Raw genomic sequence first — 16,597 nt, forward strand, 5'->3', positions numbered from 1 at the left:
ATCATGATGCGAGTGCCTGCCGCGCGCAAGGGCGGCGGCGTCGCAAGGGCGCTGGCCAGTCAAGCGGTGCAACTTCCCGATGCTTACGCCGGTAACGTCCAGTTACCACTTGCATCATCTGTATCTGAGGTTCCCGATCACAATCCGCCTCACATGCTTACATAGCCCGATGGCGGAGCAAAAAATGCGAAAAATAGCGGCAGCGGTGTTGATGGTCGGCGGCCTGGCCGTCGCTGGTCAGGCTTCGGCTCATAACGGGGCGGACGTGGTTGGCGCACTGATTGGCGGAGCCGTGCTGGGCGCGGTGGTCACTTCGGCGCTGAACCCCGCGCCGGCCGTCGTGTATCAGGCGCCGGCTTATGCACCGGTGTATCAGGCTCCGGTCGTCTACCAGGCTCCGGTGTACCAGCCGGCGCCCGTGTACGCAGCGGCGCCGCCGGGATACTGCTATGACCAGTACCGTGGCGCATACGTCGCATGCGCTCCGGCGCCGGCGGGGCCGTATGGATATGCGCCGCCGCCTCAGCCGGGTTGGTAAGGGCGCGAAATGCGGATATACCGTGTATGCAGTGGCGTCGCTGATGCCGTGTGAATACGGTATCCGCCTTCCGGTAGATGGATTCTACGAATCAAGCTCGAACTTCGCGTTCGGACACTAAAGTTTGCGCAAAACAGGCCGTCATCCTGGCAATGAACAACGACGATCCATTCATCCCTTTTGGGCCGGAGGATTCGCAGTATCTCGAGGCGCGAGCACTCGCGCTGAGTATCGCTGCCATCCGCAAGGCTCAGGGAAAGAAAAATCCGGTCGATTACGCAGTCGGCTCACCCGATTGGGAGACTGCGGACGAGGATTTTGCGCGGGACGTATTGCGCATCCTCGACGGCCGATAGGTTACCGGCTTCGGACCTCAGGCCGCTTGCCGGTACCCGTATCGCGTGCCGCTGTGCACGCTGCCTGCTTTTGCGCCGGGCCTCAATGCCGGTGCCGCATCCAGTCCACGTGATGCGTATCGAGCCAGCGTTCCGGACGCTCGCTCCGCTCGCCATGGTCGCCGTCGTGACGGTAATGAGAAACGGCCCATAACGCGACGCCCACCACTGCCATCACAAGTGGTCCCAGCAAATATGCCATTACCGATTCGTTCATGAGACCCTCCGTCGAGCTCGCGAGCGCCGCACATTTCAAGCTTTTATTCTAGGCGATCGCCGCGCGAAAGCAGGGCTTTAAGTAGTGTCGGTTCGCGCGGGCCGGCCAGTAGAAAATCGCCAAAGTTAAGCACAATCTTGGTTTGCCTTCGCACATTCTCATGCGCCGGGGTGAGCGACGATGCGTCTGCGCTAGCCGGTCCCCGGACAGCGCGTGTGAGAAGTGAGCAGTTCCCTTAGCCCGCCTCGTGCGGGCTTTCTTTTGCGCAGGACGGCGGGTGCGTGGGTCTGTTGGGAATCCGGTTGCTGTCCCAACCGATGCTGGCAGATGTCGCAGCTCTTATCCCGGTAATTGGGTATTCACCTGTTAAAAACATCCCCGACAACCTAAGATGAATCCCACCGGCTTGGCGACAAGGGGGCAACCATGGACGAGACAACAGTGGGCGTCGCGATGGGTTTCGCAGTGCTGCTGATTGCTGCGCTTCTGGTGATCGGACACTACCGCCGTGAGCATTTGCGGCGACGCCTGATTCGCGGAATGCACGGACAGCGTCTGTACGATTTCACCCGGCCGCGGCACTGAGCGCGCTCAGCGGATGTTGTGCTTCTCGAACCATTTGATCAGCCGATCGCGGTTGAGATGGGTCGCCCGTATCGCGGTACCGAACACGATCAGAATGGTTGCCATCGAAATCGCCAGCATTGATTCGGTCATGGCTGCCTCCCTCAAGCATGCAACCTTGCTTGAAGTTTAGGTGGCCAGAAACGCGTAAGAGGACGCGCGGCGGTTGAATTTCACGCTGACTACGCCGTTGGCGAAACACGTGGAATCCCCTGCGGAAACCACGCTGGACAGATGCCCTGAAGCGAGTCAACAAAAAGGCCGCCAAATCGGCGGCCCAAAAATGGTACTACATGCGCGGGGGATCACGCACGGGACTGACTCTAAGCCATCGCAAATGAGGATGTGTTTCGAGCGCCGCAGCATTCTGTGATTTGTCGGAATCGGACTGCATTGGTTGTTAAAAGCCTCGTCGACGCGAGGCTTTCTGTTTTGCGATGAATTGTTCTGGAGGGCTAACGGTCTCGCGAATGAACATGCTGCCGCAAACCGTCCGACGAAATCACGTGTGAGGGTGTTGCTCGCGGACTTACCGGCGTGTCTGGCGATGGTCGCGCGCAGCGCCGGCAGGCTGGGGCGCAGTTGCGGCGTCTCGCTTTGAACCCTGTCCTCAGTCAGATCAGGGTTTACACCTAATTCGATAACAATCCCTTCCAGGTGAGGTGCTTAATCTTAAGCACTCGCTTACCTAGACTGTCTTCACTGGTTACGAACAAGGGTGTTCGTAGCAGGACAAGAACAGATTCTCGAGGTAAGTCACCATGAAATCGCTGATTCAAGCTGTTGTCGTTGCCGCTGCGTTGATCGCTCCGGCCCTGTCGTTTGCCCAATCGAATGCGCCTGTTACGCGTGCACAGGTCCGTGCCGATCAAAAGGCCGGCTACCACCCCGGCGACGACGAAACTCATTACCCCGTGGCCGTGCAGGCCGCCGAAGCGCGCATTGCCGCACAGAAAGGCGCGGCAAGTGGTTACGGTGGCGCCGTGAGCGGCGTGTCGGAGTCGGGCCGCAGCAATGTGTCGCCCGCTGACTGGAATGCGATGTACGGCCGTCCGTGAGGTGTGGCTGCGTTGCCCGAGGGGATGCGAGGGTGGTTATGGTGGCGGGTCTACGGGGCGGTCGGGCCTGCCTGAGGCTCACGAGGTCCGCCACATGCATTTCTCCGAGATGTAACCTCGCAAAAATACTTCTTTCCGTTGTCTAGTCTGGATTAGGTGGGTATGAGCGAAAATGTGTGTACCAAAAACCGGTCCATCCACCGTGGATGCGCTCCATCCGTCCGGTGAGGTTCTCCGCGTATAACCGCTAAGACCTCACCCGCGAGCGGCCCGCGCCCGCGTTGGGGCTTTGCGCAACCTGCTGCGCTTCGACAAAATCCGCCCAGTGCTGCATCACGTTGCGCTGCTCGGCGCTCAGGTCCGGCGTCTGCGCTGCGTTCTCTTTAGGCATACGCGCCAGCACCATCTCGATGGTGTCAGCCGCTTGCCCCATCGCCTGCAAATGCACCTGCGCCGTCCGTCTGAAGTCGTGCAAAACGAAGTGCTCGACCTCGAGTCCGAGCGCTTTGACCGCCTGGTTCAGCGTGCTCTTCGCGATGGGACGATCGTCGCCCCTGACCGTCGGAAACACATAGGTCCGGCTACTCTTCGTTTCGCGTAACTCCCGCAACATCGCGACTGCCTGGTGCGGCAAATACACCTGATGTTCACGGCCGCTTTTCATCCGCGTGGCAGGAATCTTCCACAGCGCCGCTTTGAGGTCGAATTCGGCCCAGGTCGCCTCGATCAGTTCGGACTTGCGGACCATCGTCTGGACGAGGAGGTGCAAAGCGAGCTTTAGCGGCCGACGAATGCGCGAGGCATCGATTGCGCACAGCGTGGTTCCGAGCTCCTCGGCGGTGAGCACGCGGGTACGGTTGTCCGGCGTGGCGATAAAACGCGCCGGAACGACCGCCGCAGGATTGTGAGTGGCGAGTTGCCGCGCAATCAGGAATTCGTAGAGCCGCTTGACCACATTGCGCGTATGCAGCGCCATCTTCGGCGAGCCGCGTGATTTGATCCGTTCGCAAATCGCGAGGATGTCCTCGGACGTCACCGCGCCGATCGGCTTGCTGCCGATTGCCTGCAGGACGTCCTTGTCGAGCGCGCGCCGCGTCGTACGCTGATATTCGTCGGACTTGTTCGCCATGGCCGCCGTCATATACAGCTCGGCGGCGTCGCGCAGCAGGTCGACGCGCTTTTCCGCGCCGCGATCGCGGCGTGCGGTTGCGGCCGGCGATGTGCCCGCCGCAACCATCTCGGCGTATTTACGCGCCCGTTCGCGTGCGACCCGCAGCGAAATTCGTTTGTAGTCCCCAATGGTGGTGAGCGGCTGCCGCTCGCCGTCGAGCGTATAGCGAAAACGCCACACCTTGTTGCCGGTCGGCATGACCTCCAGGATCAGCCCATTGCCGTCCGCGACGGAGTAGCGGGTCGCGCGGGGCTCCATTGCGCGAATCTGGGTTTCGGTGAGAGGGGGGACTCGCTTGGGCATGCTTTTGTTATTGGTACACAGGACATTTGAAATTGCGGAAGTTCAAGTCTGTGTACCAATATTTCGGGTTTGAACAAGCTTGAGAGTATAGCGGCGCGAACCCGGTTTGATGCACAATTTAAGGGGGTTTGTTGATCTCCTTGACTCTCGTGCCGCAGCCGCTTACTTGCCGATGCAGAATCGGCTAAAAATCACTCCTAAAAGATCGTCCGACGTAAACTCGCCAGTGATCGAATTGAGCTGCTCCTGCGCCAGTCGCAATTCCTCAGCGAATAGATCGAGCGCCTGGGCGTTCTGGTCCGCATGTGCCGCCGCGGTTGCCAGATGCTCCTGTGCCGCGCGCAAGGCAATCAGGTGCCGCTCGCGCGCGAGGTAGACGCTTTCCGCGCCCGCTTGCCATCCTGCGATCCGTAGCAGCTCCGCGCGCAACAGCGCAATGCCGTCGCCTTTCTTGGCGGACAGGCGCACTTCGCACAAATCGACGCCCGCCGTCTCATCCAGCGCATGCACCGCCGGCGCCAGCCCGGTCAGATCGGTCTTGTTCAACACCCGCAGCACCGGCACGCCGGCCGGGAAGCGGGCGGCAATCGCATCGTCCTCGGCCGTCATGCCAATCCGCGCGTCGAGCAGATGCAGCACGACGTCGGCGCGTTCGATCTCGTTCCACGTGCGCTCGATGCCGATCTTCTCCACCTCGTCCTCGGTTTCGCGCAGGCCGGCGGTGTCGATCACATGCAGCGGAATGCCTTCGATCTGGATGGTTTGCGCAACCTTGTCGCGCGTCGTGCCGGCGATCGGTGTGACGATGGCCAGCTCGGCGCCTGCCAGCGCATTCAGCAGCGACGACTTGCCCACGTTCGGTTGCCCCGCCAGCACCACCGACAGCCCCTCGCGCAGCAGCGCACCCTGGCGCGCCTCGTTCAGCACATGAGCCAACTGCTCGCGGATCCGGGCGAGCTTGCCGCGCGCATCCGCGGCTTCGAGGAAGTCGATCTCTTCCTCGGGGAAATCCAGCGTTGCCTCAACCAGCATCCGTAGCGTGATCACGTCTTCGACCATGGCGTGGACGTCGCGCGAGAACGCGCCCTCAAGCGAGCGGCCGGCCGAACGCGCGGCCGCCTCGGTGCTTGCCTCGATCAGGTCCGCGACCGCCTCGGCTTGGGCCAGATCGAGCTTGTCGTTGAGGAAGGCGCGGCGCGTGAACTCGCCGGGCTCCGCGAGACGCAGACCCACGTCGCGTCCGGCGTCGATGCAGCGCTGCAGGACCAGTTGCAGCACGATCGGGCCGCCGTGGCCCTGCAATTCGAGGACATGCTCGCCGGTGTAGGAGTTCGGCGCCGGGAAGTACAGCGCGATGCCGCGATCGAGCGCGTTGCCGTTGGCGTCTAGAAACGGCACATAGCTCGCATGGCGCGGAGTCAGCGACTGGCCGGTGAGCGCGAGCATCAACGGCTCGGCTGCCGCCGCACCGGCCCGTCCGAACGAAATCCGGACTACGCCGATTCCGCCACGACCTGGCGCGGTGGCAATGGCGACGATGGGATCGGAGTCGGTGGCGAGCATGGGATCAGGAGCAAAAGCAGAGGAACGGAAGGCCCAGAAGGGGCGCGAGGCATTGTAACGCGGCCCGTCCGCGCGACTCCGGGTGAGGCCGTCGAATAGGACGGCCCGGTTTTTATCAGACAAATAAGGATTTATCTCATATACGTTAAGATAAGTCCGTAAGGTGAACACAACTGTCGGGCGGGCGTGGTGACGCGGAACGTATGCTGCAGAAGGAAAAAGGCGTCATTTGCTAAAATTGCGCGACGCTTTATCTGGCGCTCATTTTGGGCTAAAAATAGCGTAATTGCGCGAATTTATAGCCTAAACGGTTGTCCACTGATGGAGCGCCGGATTGCACAATCTGGCCCATGCCGACCTCCAAAGAAAAACTAGCGTTCGCCAAAAGGCTGCAAGACCAGATTGCCCGGAAGAACGTCAAGGGCGGGACTCAGCTCGCCAGGCAATTCAATCTGCTGCATCGCGGCGACGCGCCTGTCTCGCCGCAGACCGCGCACAAGTGGCTGACGGGCCGAACCATTCCGACGCCGGACAAACTGCAGACGCTCGCCGACTGGCTGGGCGTAGGCGTGCACTGGCTTCACTATGGGCCGCCCCCGCCGGCGGGCGCGAAAGCCAAGCCGCTGGCTCCCGGTGAGAAATACCCGCTGACGCCGGAAGCGCTCCAGCTCGCCTCGAAGATCGAGGCGCTCGATCCGAAAGACCGTCACTTCCTTGAAGAATTCGTCGATCGCCTGTACGACGCCGGCAAAGAGTGAATCCCGCGCGAGGCGTATCCAGAACCCGCGGTCCAAATCGCGTACCCAAATAAAAAGCCGCCCGGTTTCACACCGGGCGGCTTTTTTGCAGCTTGCCTTGCTTGCTGCGGTGGCTGAGGTGGGTGAGGGGCGAACCGACCGGGTTCGCTTCCAGCCCTCAGACGATAACGCTGCTTAAGCCGTCTTCGTCTTCGACTGCCCCATCATGCGCGTGATGTAGTACTGCTGGGCGATCGACAGCACGTTGTTGACCACGTAGTACAGCACGAGACCAGCCGGGAAGAAGAAGAACATGACCGAGAACGCGATCGGCATGAACATCATCATCTTGGCTTGAACCGGGTCCGGCGGGGTCGGGTTCAGACGCGTTTGCAGGAACATCGAGACGGCCATCAGGACCGGCAGGATGAAATACGGGTCTTGCTGCGACAGATCGTGAATCCACAGAATCCACGGCGCGCCGCGCATTTCCACCGACGACAGCAGCACCCAGTACAGCGAGATGAACACCGGAATCTGGATCACGACCGGCAGACAGCCGCCGAACGGATTGACCTTCTCGGTCTTGTACAACTCCATCAGCGCGGCGTTCATCTTCTGCGGATCGCCCTTGAAGCGTTCGCGCAGCGCTTGCATGCGCGGCGTGATCGCCTTCATGCGCGCCATCGACTTGTAGCTGGCGGCCGACAGCGGGAAGAACACGGCCTTGATCAGCAGCGTGAGCAGGACGATCGACCAGCCCCAGTTGCCGACATAGCTGTGAATCTTTTCCAGCAGCCAGAAGAGCGGCTTGGCGATGATGGTGACCCAGCCATAGTCCTTGACCAGTTCCAGACCCGGGGCGATGCCTTCGAGCATGCGCTCTTCTTCCGGACCGGCGAACAGGCGCGCCGACACGTCAGCCGATTGGCCCGGCGCAATGGCCGGAACCGCTTCCTTCACACCCACGCGATACAGCGACGGATCGATCTTCTCGACATAGATATCGCGCTTGACGCCTTGCTGCGGAATCCACGCGGTTGCGAAGTAGTGCTGCACCATCGCGATCCAGCCGTTGTCGGCCGAGCTCGCGTAGTCTTCCTTGTTCTTGTCGATGTCGCTGAACGTCATCTTCTGGAAGTGGTGCTGATCCGTGTAGACAGCCGGTCCAATGAAGGTGTGCGAGAAGCGCGGCGTTTCCACCGGCTGGCTGTCGCGCACCAGTTCCATATAGACGGTCGGCGACACCGGCGTCGTGCCCACGTTGACGATCTTCGTGTCGACGCCGATCACGTAGCTGCCGCGCGTGAACGTGTACGTCTTCACGACCTTCACGCCACCCTTGACCGGCGATTCGAAGCTGAGCGAGAACGACTTGGCGTCGCCCGTCAGATCGTGCGGCTGGTTCGGGACCGGCGTGTAGATGTCATTGTGGTTCGGGAAATCGCCGCCGAGCAGACCCGTGCGCGCCAGATACGTGTGATCGGCGGTGTGGTCGAACAGGGTGATGACGAGATCCGGCTGGTTGCCGTTGCCCTTGTTGATCAGCGACAGCTTGGACAGCGTACCGCCGCGCGTGTCGATTTCACCGCTGTAGACGTCAGTCGTGAACGGGATCAGTTGGGCCTGGGCTGCGGGCGCTGTGTTGCCCGGAGCGGAAGTGTTCGTCTGCGGCAAATCGGCAGGCTGGGTTCCCGGCGTCGTCGTACCCGGTGCTGCGCTGGCCGCGGTTTGCGTCTGCGTAGCGCTCGGGAAAAACATCGACGGGCGTCCGTGGTCGCGTTGCCAGTTGTCGAACAGCATGACCGCTGACATGAAGAAGATGACCCATAGGACGGTGCGTTTGATATCCATGCGTTGTCTCAGTGTCGATGGAACGGCGCGTCAGCGCTTTTCAGAAGTGGGAGGCGGGACAAGATCGATGCCGCCCGCAGAAAACGGGTGACAGCGGCAAATGCGCCTGGCGGCGAGATAAGTCCCGCGCGCGGCGCCATGATACTGGATTGCTTCGCGCGCGTAATCAGAGCAGGAAGGGTAAAAACGGCACCGGTTGCCGAGCAGAGGGCTTACGGCAACCTTGTAGAAGCGCAATAAAGCGAAAAGTACCGTTTGCATGACTAGTGCGGCCAGGCAGCGCCGCCCAAGAAGGAATACCGGGTAATGCCCCAGCGGCCGGATCGCCTGACCGACCGCAGGTGCAACCAGATCAGCGACCACCTGAGTGACCCCCCAAGCAGCCGCACGAGCCTCTCCATGAGCGTCATTGCGTCGCAGGCGCATCCGCGGGTGGCGCCTCACGACGGGCAATTTCGCGCGCTGCCTTGTCGAGCAACGCCTCTATTTCACTACGGCACAGCGTCTTCAACGGCGGTGACGAGGCGGCAGGCATGGCCTTCTTGTCGAAGCGCGTGTGCAAACGCAGCAGCACGTCCCAACCGCCGAAATCCGCGCGACGCAGCCGGAAGGCCTCGCGCGCGAGACGGCGCACCAGATTGCGCGTGACTGCGCGCGGCGCATACTTCTTGCCGATCACGAGGCCCAAGCGCGCGTCGTTGCCGGTGGGCCGGGCGTACACAACGAAGTGTGCGGTGCGGCGCCACGGGCGCAAACGAAAAACGGATGAGAATTCATCCGTTTTTAGCAGCCTTGCGGCTTTGGGGAAGGCGGCTTGCGCTCGCAACGGACCCGAGCCCGGTTGCTGCGCCGCTCCTGCCGTTCCCGCGCTGCCGCGGGTGTCGGGTTGCACAGACGGAGCGCGCAATCCGCTCGCCAGCCTTAGATGGCGAGGCGCTTGCGGCCCTTCGCGCGACGTGCGTTGATGACCTTGCGGCCACCAGCGGTCTTCATGCGAACGCGGAAGCCGTGGGTGCGCTTGCGACGGGTAACGGAAGGTTGGTAAGTACGTTTCATGTTGCGCTCACTTTGCTGAGAAATAACCGCGCGAGCATCGCGGAAGGTGCAATGGCCGGTGGTTCAAAAATTGGTTTTCGCGGAACCCGCTATTTAAACCGGTTTTCTTTTGGTCGTCAATAGTTTAGCGACGTATTCCACAGGCGAGGCGCATAAGCGGGGAATGATCCGTCCCTGTGGATAACTCCCTTTTCTGGTTATTTTGGCGGTAGAATCTCGTCCTACTTCCCAAAAATCCTGCACGCCGCTCCGGCTCGCTTGCCCCGCAAACCCTTGTGGCACAAGCGCCTGGAGCCGTTCCGCCTGGCCGCTCAGGGCCTTGTTGTGTATCTGCAACAAGGGAGCCGGCGGTCCGCCGTGCAAACATAACGATAGCAACTCGATGAACGAATTCTGGCAACACTGTTCCGCACTGCTAGAGCGTGAGCTAACGCCCCAGCAGTACGTGACGTGGATCAAACCGTTGGCCCCGGTTGCCTTCGATGCGGCAGCGAACACGCTGAGCATCGCAGCGCCCAACCGCTTCAAGCTTGACTGGGTCAAGAGCCAGTTTTCCGGCCGCATATCCGATATGGCGCGCGACTTCTGGCACGCGCCTGTCGACGTCCAGTTTGTCCTCGACCCCAAGGCCGGCATGCGCGGCGCGGCCGCTGCTGCGCCAGCGCCGGCACGGCCGACGCAACTGGCGGGCAACAGCAGCACGGCTGCCGTGGACGCGGCTGTGGGCGCCGTGCAGGCGGCGCAGGCCGCCCGTACCCATGGCGCCAGTAATGGCGCCGCCCACGGTTCGGCCGCCGGCAATGGCGCAAACAGCGCGCAACCGAGCAATGTGGACGACGGCGGCGACCTCGATCTGCCGAGCCTCGACGCCAACGAAGCCGCCGCGGCGCGCCGCACATGGCGCCCGGGCCAGAGCGCCGCTCAGCAAGGCAGCGCCGAGAGCGACTCGATGTACGAGCGCTCCAAGCTCAACCCCGTGCTGACCTTCGACAATTTCGTGACCGGTAAGGCCAACCAGCTGGCGCGCGCCGCCGCGATTCAGGTGGCGGACAACCCCGGCATCTCGTACAACCCGCTGTTTCTGTATGGCGGCGTGGGCCTCGGCAAGACCCACCTGATCCACGCCATCGGCAATCAGTTATTGATGGACAAGGCCGGCGCGCGGATTCGTTATATCCACGCGGAACAGTATGTGTCCGACGTGGTGAAGGCCTACCAGCGCAAGGCGTTCGACGACTTCAAGCGCTACTACCACTCGCTCGACCTGCTGCTGATCGACGATATTCAGTTCTTCTCGGGCAAGTCGCGCACGCAGGAAGAGTTCTTCTACGCGTTCGAGGCGCTGGTGGCCAACAAGGCGCAGGTGATCATCACCAGTGATACGTACCCGAAGGAAATTTCGGGCATCGACGACCGGCTGATCTCACGCTTCGACTCCGGCCTGACGGTGGCCATCGAGCCGCCCGAGCTGGAAATGCGCGTGGCGATTCTGATGCGCAAGGCGCAGTCCGAAGGCGTGAGCCTGAATGAGGACGTGGCGTTCTTCGTCGCCAAGCACCTGCGCTCGAACGTCCGTGAACTGGAAGGCGCGCTGCGCAAGATCCTCGCGTACTCGAAGTTCCATGGCCGCGAGATTTCCATCGAACTGACCAAAGAAGCGCTGAAAGACCTGCTGACGGTGCAGAACCGGCAGATTTCGGTGGAAAACATCCAGAAGACGGTGGCGGACTTTTACAGCATCAAGGTCGCCGACATGTATTCGAAGAAGCGGCCGGCGAACATTGCGCGGCCGCGCCAGATTGCGATGTACCTGGCGAAGGAACTGACGCAGAAAAGCTTGCCGGAAATCGGCGAGCTGTTCGGCGGGCGCGACCACACGACGGTGTTGCACGCGGTGCGCAAGATTGCCGACGAGCGGAGCAAGGACGCGCAGTTGAACCACGAACTGCACGTGCTCGAGCAGACCTTGAAGGGGTGAGGGCGGGCTGATTTTGAAGCGGTGTCGGGGGTAACTGCGAGGCAACCTCGAAGCCGCAGCGGTGCTGCTCAAAATTTGGGCAGAAAGCGGGAAAAATCGACCTGTTTATTTCGGAACTCGCCCCCATTTTAGGGGAGCGGTTCTGTTTTCAGGCACAATACAGGTTTAACCGCCCGGCGGCTGAGGGCGGATGTACGCCGTGACTGGCGCAGCGTAGCGCCGGCGGGGGCCGGGGCCGCGTGCAGGATTGCCGAGCGGGGCGCGCAGGCCGTCACATCAACGAAGGAACTCTATGCAACTGGTCAAGACCGAACGCGATAACCTCCTCAGGCCGCTGCAAACCGTGAGCGGCATCGTCGAACGCCGCCATACGTTGCCGATCCTCGCCAACTTGCTGATTACCAAGAACGGCCCCGACGTGTCGTTCCTGTCCACCGACCTCGAACTGCAGATCACCACGCACGGCGACTTCGGCGTGGGCGGCGATTCGGTTGCGACTACGGTAGCGGCGCGCAAACTGCTCGACATTCTGCGTGTCATGCCCGACGGCCAGGTCACGCTGACGCTGAACGACAAGCGCCTCACCGTGCAATCCGGCAAGAGCCGCTTTGCGCTGCAGACGCTGGCCGCGGACGAGTTCCCGACCGTCGCTCAAGCTAAAGACTTCGGCGCGAACCTGGTGGTTCCCCAGAAGACGTTCCGCCAACTGCTCGGCATGGTGCATTTCTCCATGGCCCAGCAGGACATTCGCTATTACCTGAACGGCATGCTGCTGGTGGTGGACGGCGACCAGTTGATGGCGGTGGCAACGGACGGTCACCGTCTGGCGTTCTCGTCCATGAAGATCGAAGGCTCGTTTGCGCGCCAGGAAGTGATCATTCCGCGCAAGACGATTCTCGAACTGCAGCGCCTGCTGGAAGATATCGACGACACGCTCAAGATTGACATTGCGCCGAGCCAGGTGAAGTTCACCTTCGGCCAGGTCGAGCTGGTGTCGAAGCTGGTGGAAGGGAAATTCCCGGACTTCCAGCGCGTGATTCCGAAGTCGCACAAGAACCAGTTCCTGATTGGCCGCGAAGAACTGCAGCGTTCGCTGCAACGCGCGGCTATTCTGACCTCGGACAAATTCAAGGGCGTGCGCTGCATCATCGAGCCGGGCCAGCTGAAGATCATGTCCACCAACGCCGACCAGGAAGAAGCGCAGGAAGAACTGGAAATTGCGTACACCGGCGACAGCGTCGATATCGGGTTTAACGTCACGTATCTGCTCGACGTGCTGGCAAACCTGAAGGTCGACATGTTGCAAGTGAGCCTTGGCGATGCCAGCTCCAGCGCGTTGATCACCATTCCTGAGAACGACGAATTCAAATACGTGGTGATGCCGATGCGCATCTAACGCGTCCAACATCAAGAAGAACACCAAGGGGCGCAGCGCCCCTTTGGCGTTTTTATGGTGTTTTGAAAAGTCCCGAGCAGCAACCAAGCAGCAACGCAGAACCGGAAAAAATCCATGACTGACACGAACAATTCGCAACCCGATAACAGCTACGGCGCCTCATCGATTCAGATCCTCGAAGGTCTGGAGGCAGTGCGCAAGCGACCGGGTATGTACATCGGGGATACATCGGACGGCACCGGTTTGCACCACCTCGTTTTCGAAGTGCTGGACAACTCGATCGACGAAGCGTTGGCCGGGCACTGCGACGACATCCAGGTGATCATCCACGCGGACAACTCGATCTCCATCACCGACAACGGCCGCGGCGTGCCCACCGGCCTGAAGATGGACGACAAGCACGACCCGAAGCGCAGCGCCGCTGAAATCGTGATGACCGAGCTGCACGCCGGCGGCAAGTTCGACCAGAACAGCTACAAGGTGTCCGGCGGCCTGCACGGCGTGGGCGTGTCGTGCGTGAACGCGCTGTCGGCATGGTTGCGCCTCACCATTCGCCGCGACGGCAAGAAGCACTTCATGGAATTCCACCGTGGCGTGCCGCAGAACCGCATCCTCGAAGAGATCGACGGCGTGGCCGTCTCGCCGATTCAGGTGACCGGCGACACCGAAAACCGCGGCACGGAAGTGCACTTCCTCGCCGATGAGACGATTTTCGGCAACATCGAATACCACTACGACATTCTGGCGAAGCGCATTCGCGAACTGTCGTTCCTGAATAACGGCGTGCGGATTCGCCTGCTGGATCAGCGCACCGGCAAGGAAGAAGATTTCGCGTTTGTGGGCGGCGTGAAGGGTTTTGTTGAGTACATCAACAAGAACAAAGCCGTGCTGCACCCGACTATTTTCCACGTCACGGGCGAGAAGGATGGTGTGGGCGTGGAAGTGGCTATGCAATGGAACGATAGCTACAACGAGAACGTGCTGTGCTTCACGAACAACATTCCGCAACGGGATGGCGGGACGCACTTGACCGGCTTGCGCGCGGCGATGACGCGGGTGATGAACAAGTACATCGCCGATCACGAGATTGCCAAGAAGGCGAAGGTTGAAACCTCGGGCGATGATATGCGCGAAGGTTTGTCGTGCGTGCTGTCCGTGAAGGTGCCGGAGCCGAAGTTCTCCGCGCAGACCAAGGACAAGCTGGTTTCTTCTGAAGTGCGGGCGCCGGTGGAAGACGTGGTCGCCAAGGCGCTTGAGGAGTTTCTGCTGGAAACGCCGAACGACGCCAAGATTATCTGCAGCAAGATTGTGGATGCGGCGCGTGCGCGCGATGCGGCGCGGAAGGCTCGGGAGATGACGCGGCGTAAGGGTGTGCTGGATGGGGTTGGGCTGCCTGGGAAGCTGGCGGATTGCCAGGAGAAGGATCCGGCTAAGTCTGAGATTTATATCGTTGAGGGTGACTCGGCAGGCGGGTCGGCTAAGCAAGGCCGCGACCGGAAGTTTCAGGCTATCTTGCCGCTGCGTGGCAAGGTGCTTAACGTCGAGAAGGCCCGGTATGACAAGCTGCTTTCTTCGGAGCAGATTGTTACGCTGATCACTGCGCTGGGTTGCGGGATCGGCAAGGAAGACTACAACCTTGAGAAGCTGCGTTATCACCGCATCATCATCATGACCGATGCTGACGTGGACGGTGCGCACATTCGGACGCTGCTGCTGACGTTCTTCTATCGGCAGATGCCGGAGATGATCGAGCGTGGGTTTATTTATATCGCTCAACCGCCGCTTTACAAGATCAAGGCTGGGAAGGATGAGCGGTATCTCAAGGATGCGGCTGAGCTTAATGCTCATATGCTCAGGCTCGCGCTGAATGGGTCGGAGCTTGTGCCGGCGGAGAATGCTACGGCGATTGCTGGGGATGCGCTGGGTGAACTGGCTCGTTCCTACTTGCTCGCGCAGGCTGTGGTTGATCGGTTGAGTCGGCTCTATGACGCTGGGGCGCTTGAGGCTGTGATGGATGGGGTTGGGATTGATCTCTCAAGCGAACAGGCCGCTGAGGCTTCGGCTAAGGCGCTTGAGGAGAAGCTGAGGGATGATCCTTTGAAGCCTGAGGTTGTTGTTACGACTATGTATGACCAGGTGCGGGAGCTAAGGTCGCTGCGCGTGTCGCGGACGCATCATGGGAATCAGAAGGTTTCGGTTTTTGATGAAGAGTTTCAGTTGACTGCGGATTATCAGCAGCTGGTTAACACCGCGCTGACGTTCAAGGGGTTGATTGGGGCTGGGGCTGTTATCAAGCGGGGTGAGCGGAGTATGGCCGTGAACGACTTCAAGAGTGCTATGAAGTGGTTGATTGCTGATGCTGAACGCAACGTCTCGAAGCAGCGCTATAAAGGCCTCGGTGAGATGAATCCTGAGCAGCTTTGGGAAACTACTATGGATCCTAATGTTCGGCGCTTGCTTCGCGTGCAGATTGAGGATGCTATTGCTGCCGATGGCATTTTCACCACGCTCATGGGGGATGATGTCGAGCCGCGTAGGGCGTTCATTGAGTCTAATGCGTTGAGGGCGGGGAATATTGATGTTTGATTCTCAGTGTAGCGGCGTAGGGCGCCAGAGTAAGTGCGACTGGCGCCACAGTTTTGCGACTGTGAGACCGAGTTTGTGCGACTGACCTATCGAGGCAAGAAAGCTGTTGCGATTGTGGGCCTAGGCCGAAGACAAATTTAGGGCTGGCATCACAGCGGGACGTTGGCAAACGGATGCCGCCGCACGGAGCGTCTCGAGCTCAGCTGAAAGGCCGAGCTACGCAACGTCACGGCCACTGCAAGATGTGGAAAAAATTCATGTAATTTGGCGAAGTCGGTGATGGTAGGTCTGCGGATCGCTCCGGACTGCATATTTGTGTTCGCACCAAATGAATGCGTTCCGCGACCTCCGTCAGAAGCGTCCCGTGACGGGGGCCAAAATCCCCCCAGGAGCTTGCTGGACGGGCTGCGGAACGCTCTTTCAGTGCTCTGCGGAGTGCGCGAAAAATCGGGGTTTGCGACCCGCAATTTTGAGAAGAATCGCAGAGGATTAGCTTCCCTCGAACGCTCCTTCCTCTCCGTATAGCGTCGCATCGCAGCAATGAGCGAATGATGGCGAAATCGAAGAAATCGCCCCGGTATGCTTCCTCAAGCGGGCGGACCGGGGCTTCGGCGCCGTATCAGCTACGGTCGCTGGAACCATCCTCTCGCCCGCACTCCCGCCGGCAATATCAACTCCGCCCGGTCAAAGACGATATGGTGTCGACGGCGCAGCCGGCTGCGCTTGTTTCCATCACGACGCGAAGGCGTGACGGTGCTTCGTCTTCAAGCACATCGCTCGGCGGTGAGATATTGATAAAATCAGTGGATTGAAGCGTGCTGCTGCGTTCCCAAGCCGACGGCTTGCAAACTGCACGGGCTCGCGCAATCCCCAAAGACAGATGATGCTCGCTGCATAAGCGTTGCTCAGGCTGGCCAGCTTCTCGGCCGCCGGCATAGTTCCTACAATGCCCATAAAACTGGCGTTCGAAAACGAGAAGCTCCGAAAGGTGTGCGAGAGCCCCCGCTCTGTTGATTTGCGCGGAATCCTGACCCACGATTTGCATTGAATTCTGACCCACCCGTTGGACCAGCTTTGCGGGTTATTCGGTGGGTGTCTGGGTCTTCTTTCTCTCCTTCTTT

16 protein-coding genes are annotated in these 16,597 nt (G+C 60.4%); 8 read left to right on the forward strand and 8 right to left on the reverse strand.

Annotation, left to right across the window (positions count from 1 at the left end; genetic code table 11):
• Positions 1–184: 184 nt before the first annotated feature.
• Together FFS45_RS19995 and FFS45_RS20000 are read left to right on the forward strand one after the other, a co-directional pair.
• A complete protein-coding gene (locus FFS45_RS19995; RefSeq protein ID WP_137956363.1) occupies positions 185–538 on the forward strand; it encodes an ecotin precursor in 354 nt (117 codons plus the stop codon).
• A 152-nt stretch (positions 539–690) separates the two neighbouring features.
• Positions 691–894: a hypothetical protein gene (locus tag FFS45_RS20000; RefSeq protein WP_137956364.1), complete on the forward strand. Its 204-nt coding sequence runs from the start codon at positions 691–693 to the stop codon at positions 892–894.
• 82 nt (positions 895–976) lie between these two features.
• On the opposite strand, the gene FFS45_RS41775 is transcribed toward FFS45_RS20000, so the two are convergent.
• On the reverse strand, positions 977–1,150 hold the full coding sequence (locus FFS45_RS41775) for a hypothetical protein (protein ID WP_171029688.1): 174 nt from the start codon (positions 1,148–1,150) through the stop codon (positions 977–979).
• 426 nt (positions 1,151–1,576) lie between these two features.
• Here FFS45_RS41775 and FFS45_RS41780 point away from each other — a divergent pair, with 426 nt between their 5' ends.
• Positions 1,577–1,735 carry a hypothetical protein gene (locus tag FFS45_RS41780; protein WP_171029689.1) on the forward strand — a complete coding sequence of 53 codons (159 nt, stop codon included), beginning with the start codon at positions 1,577–1,579 and terminating at the stop codon, positions 1,733–1,735.
• A gap of 6 nt (positions 1,736–1,741) precedes the next feature.
• Here the strand turns inward: FFS45_RS41780 and FFS45_RS42755 are convergent, their stop codons facing one another.
• Positions 1,742–1,867 (reverse strand): hypothetical protein, encoded by a 126-nt coding sequence (locus tag FFS45_RS42755; RefSeq protein WP_283204761.1) that lies wholly within the window; start codon positions 1,865–1,867, stop codon positions 1,742–1,744.
• A 668-nt stretch (positions 1,868–2,535) separates the two neighbouring features.
• On the opposite strand from FFS45_RS42755, the gene FFS45_RS20005 reads away from it, so the two are divergent.
• Positions 2,536–2,832, forward strand: coding sequence for a DUF4148 domain-containing protein (locus FFS45_RS20005; RefSeq protein ID WP_137956365.1), 297 nt, complete (start codon positions 2,536–2,538; stop codon positions 2,830–2,832).
• 247 nt (positions 2,833–3,079) lie between these two features.
• Here FFS45_RS20005 and FFS45_RS20010 read toward each other — a convergent pair whose 3' ends face one another.
• Together FFS45_RS20010 and mnmE are read right to left on the reverse strand one after the other, a co-directional pair.
• The gene (locus FFS45_RS20010) at positions 3,080–4,306 is read right to left on the reverse strand and encodes an integrase arm-type DNA-binding domain-containing protein (RefSeq protein ID WP_137956366.1); all 1,227 of its coding nucleotides are present in this window, start codon (positions 4,304–4,306) and stop codon (positions 3,080–3,082) included.
• Positions 4,307–4,468: 162 nt separating this feature from the next.
• The gene (gene mnmE, locus FFS45_RS20015) at positions 4,469–5,869 is read right to left on the reverse strand and encodes a tRNA uridine-5-carboxymethylaminomethyl(34) synthesis GTPase MnmE (protein ID WP_137956367.1); all 1,401 of its coding nucleotides are present in this window, start codon (positions 5,867–5,869) and stop codon (positions 4,469–4,471) included.
• Between the two features lie 350 nt (positions 5,870–6,219).
• On the opposite strand from mnmE, the gene FFS45_RS20020 reads away from it, so the two are divergent.
• Positions 6,220–6,627 carry an XRE family transcriptional regulator gene (locus FFS45_RS20020; protein ID WP_137956368.1) on the forward strand — a complete coding sequence of 136 codons (408 nt, stop codon included), beginning with the start codon at positions 6,220–6,222 and terminating at the stop codon, positions 6,625–6,627.
• 174 nt (positions 6,628–6,801) lie between these two features.
• On the opposite strand, the gene yidC is transcribed toward FFS45_RS20020, so the two are convergent.
• From yidC to rpmH, 4 genes are all read right to left on the reverse strand, one after another.
• Positions 6,802–8,460, reverse strand: coding sequence for a membrane protein insertase YidC (gene yidC, locus FFS45_RS20025; protein WP_137956369.1), 1,659 nt, complete (start codon positions 8,458–8,460; stop codon positions 6,802–6,804).
• Between the two features lie 30 nt (positions 8,461–8,490).
• Positions 8,491–8,721, reverse strand: a complete 231-nt coding sequence (gene yidD / locus FFS45_RS20030; protein ID WP_074262996.1) for a membrane protein insertion efficiency factor YidD — start codon at positions 8,719–8,721, stop codon at positions 8,491–8,493.
• A gap of 145 nt (positions 8,722–8,866) precedes the next feature.
• Complete coding sequence (gene rnpA, locus FFS45_RS20035; RefSeq protein WP_249362857.1) at positions 8,867–9,352, reverse strand: ribonuclease P protein component; 486 nt, start codon at positions 9,350–9,352, stop codon at positions 8,867–8,869.
• 29 nt (positions 9,353–9,381) lie between these two features.
• Entirely contained in the window at positions 9,382–9,516 is a 135-nt protein-coding gene (rpmH, locus tag FFS45_RS20040; protein WP_004198824.1) for a 50S ribosomal protein L34, read from the reverse strand.
• Between the two features lie 382 nt (positions 9,517–9,898).
• Between rpmH and dnaA the strand changes: the two genes are divergently transcribed.
• The 3 genes from dnaA (at position 9,899) to gyrB (ending at position 15,476) form a co-directional block, all read left to right on the forward strand.
• On the forward strand, positions 9,899–11,494 hold the full coding sequence (dnaA, locus tag FFS45_RS20045; protein ID WP_212745745.1) for a chromosomal replication initiator protein DnaA: 1,596 nt from the start codon (positions 9,899–9,901) through the stop codon (positions 11,492–11,494).
• 292 nt (positions 11,495–11,786) lie between these two features.
• Positions 11,787–12,890, forward strand: a complete 1,104-nt coding sequence (gene dnaN, locus FFS45_RS20050) for a DNA polymerase III subunit beta (RefSeq protein ID WP_137956372.1) — start codon at positions 11,787–11,789, stop codon at positions 12,888–12,890.
• A gap of 114 nt (positions 12,891–13,004) precedes the next feature.
• On the forward strand, positions 13,005–15,476 hold the full coding sequence (gyrB, locus tag FFS45_RS20055) for a DNA topoisomerase (ATP-hydrolyzing) subunit B (protein WP_137956373.1): 2,472 nt from the start codon (positions 13,005–13,007) through the stop codon (positions 15,474–15,476).
• The last annotated feature ends 1,121 nt before the right edge of the window (positions 15,477–16,597 follow it).

This window comes from Burkholderia sp. 4M9327F10, from assembly GCF_005503145.1.
Taxonomy (GTDB): Bacteria; Pseudomonadota; Gammaproteobacteria; order Burkholderiales; family Burkholderiaceae; genus Paraburkholderia.

Coding starts and splice junctions, on each gene's coding strand:
- FFS45_RS41775 (WP_171029688.1), bottom strand. CDS start 1,150: ATGAACGAATCGGTAATGGCATATTTGCTGGGACCACTTGTGATGGCA.
- FFS45_RS42755 (WP_283204761.1), bottom strand. CDS start 1,867: ATGACCGAATCAATGCTGGCGATTTCGATGGCAACCATTCTGATCGTG.
- FFS45_RS20000 (WP_137956364.1), top strand. CDS start 691: ATGAACAACGACGATCCATTCATCCCTTTTGGGCCGGAGGATTCGCAG.
- yidC (WP_137956369.1), bottom strand. CDS start 8,460: ATGGATATCAAACGCACCGTCCTATGGGTCATCTTCTTCATGTCAGCG.
- FFS45_RS20005 (WP_137956365.1), top strand. CDS start 2,536: ATGAAATCGCTGATTCAAGCTGTTGTCGTTGCCGCTGCGTTGATCGCT.
- yidD (WP_074262996.1), bottom strand. CDS start 8,721: ATGCAAACGGTACTTTTCGCTTTATTGCGCTTCTACAAGGTTGCCGTA.
- FFS45_RS20010 (WP_137956366.1), bottom strand. CDS start 4,306: ATGCCCAAGCGAGTCCCCCCTCTCACCGAAACCCAGATTCGCGCAATG.
- FFS45_RS20020 (WP_137956368.1), top strand. CDS start 6,220: ATGCCGACCTCCAAAGAAAAACTAGCGTTCGCCAAAAGGCTGCAAGAC.
- dnaA (WP_212745745.1), top strand. CDS start 9,899: ATGAACGAATTCTGGCAACACTGTTCCGCACTGCTAGAGCGTGAGCTA.
- dnaN (WP_137956372.1), top strand. CDS start 11,787: ATGCAACTGGTCAAGACCGAACGCGATAACCTCCTCAGGCCGCTGCAA.
- rpmH (WP_004198824.1), bottom strand. CDS start 9,516: ATGAAACGTACTTACCAACCTTCCGTTACCCGTCGCAAGCGCACCCAC.
- gyrB (WP_137956373.1), top strand. CDS start 13,005: ATGACTGACACGAACAATTCGCAACCCGATAACAGCTACGGCGCCTCA.
- mnmE (WP_137956367.1), bottom strand. CDS start 5,869: ATGCTCGCCACCGACTCCGATCCCATCGTCGCCATTGCCACCGCGCCA.
- FFS45_RS41780 (WP_171029689.1), top strand. CDS start 1,577: ATGGACGAGACAACAGTGGGCGTCGCGATGGGTTTCGCAGTGCTGCTG.
- FFS45_RS19995 (WP_137956363.1), top strand. CDS start 185: ATGCGAAAAATAGCGGCAGCGGTGTTGATGGTCGGCGGCCTGGCCGTC.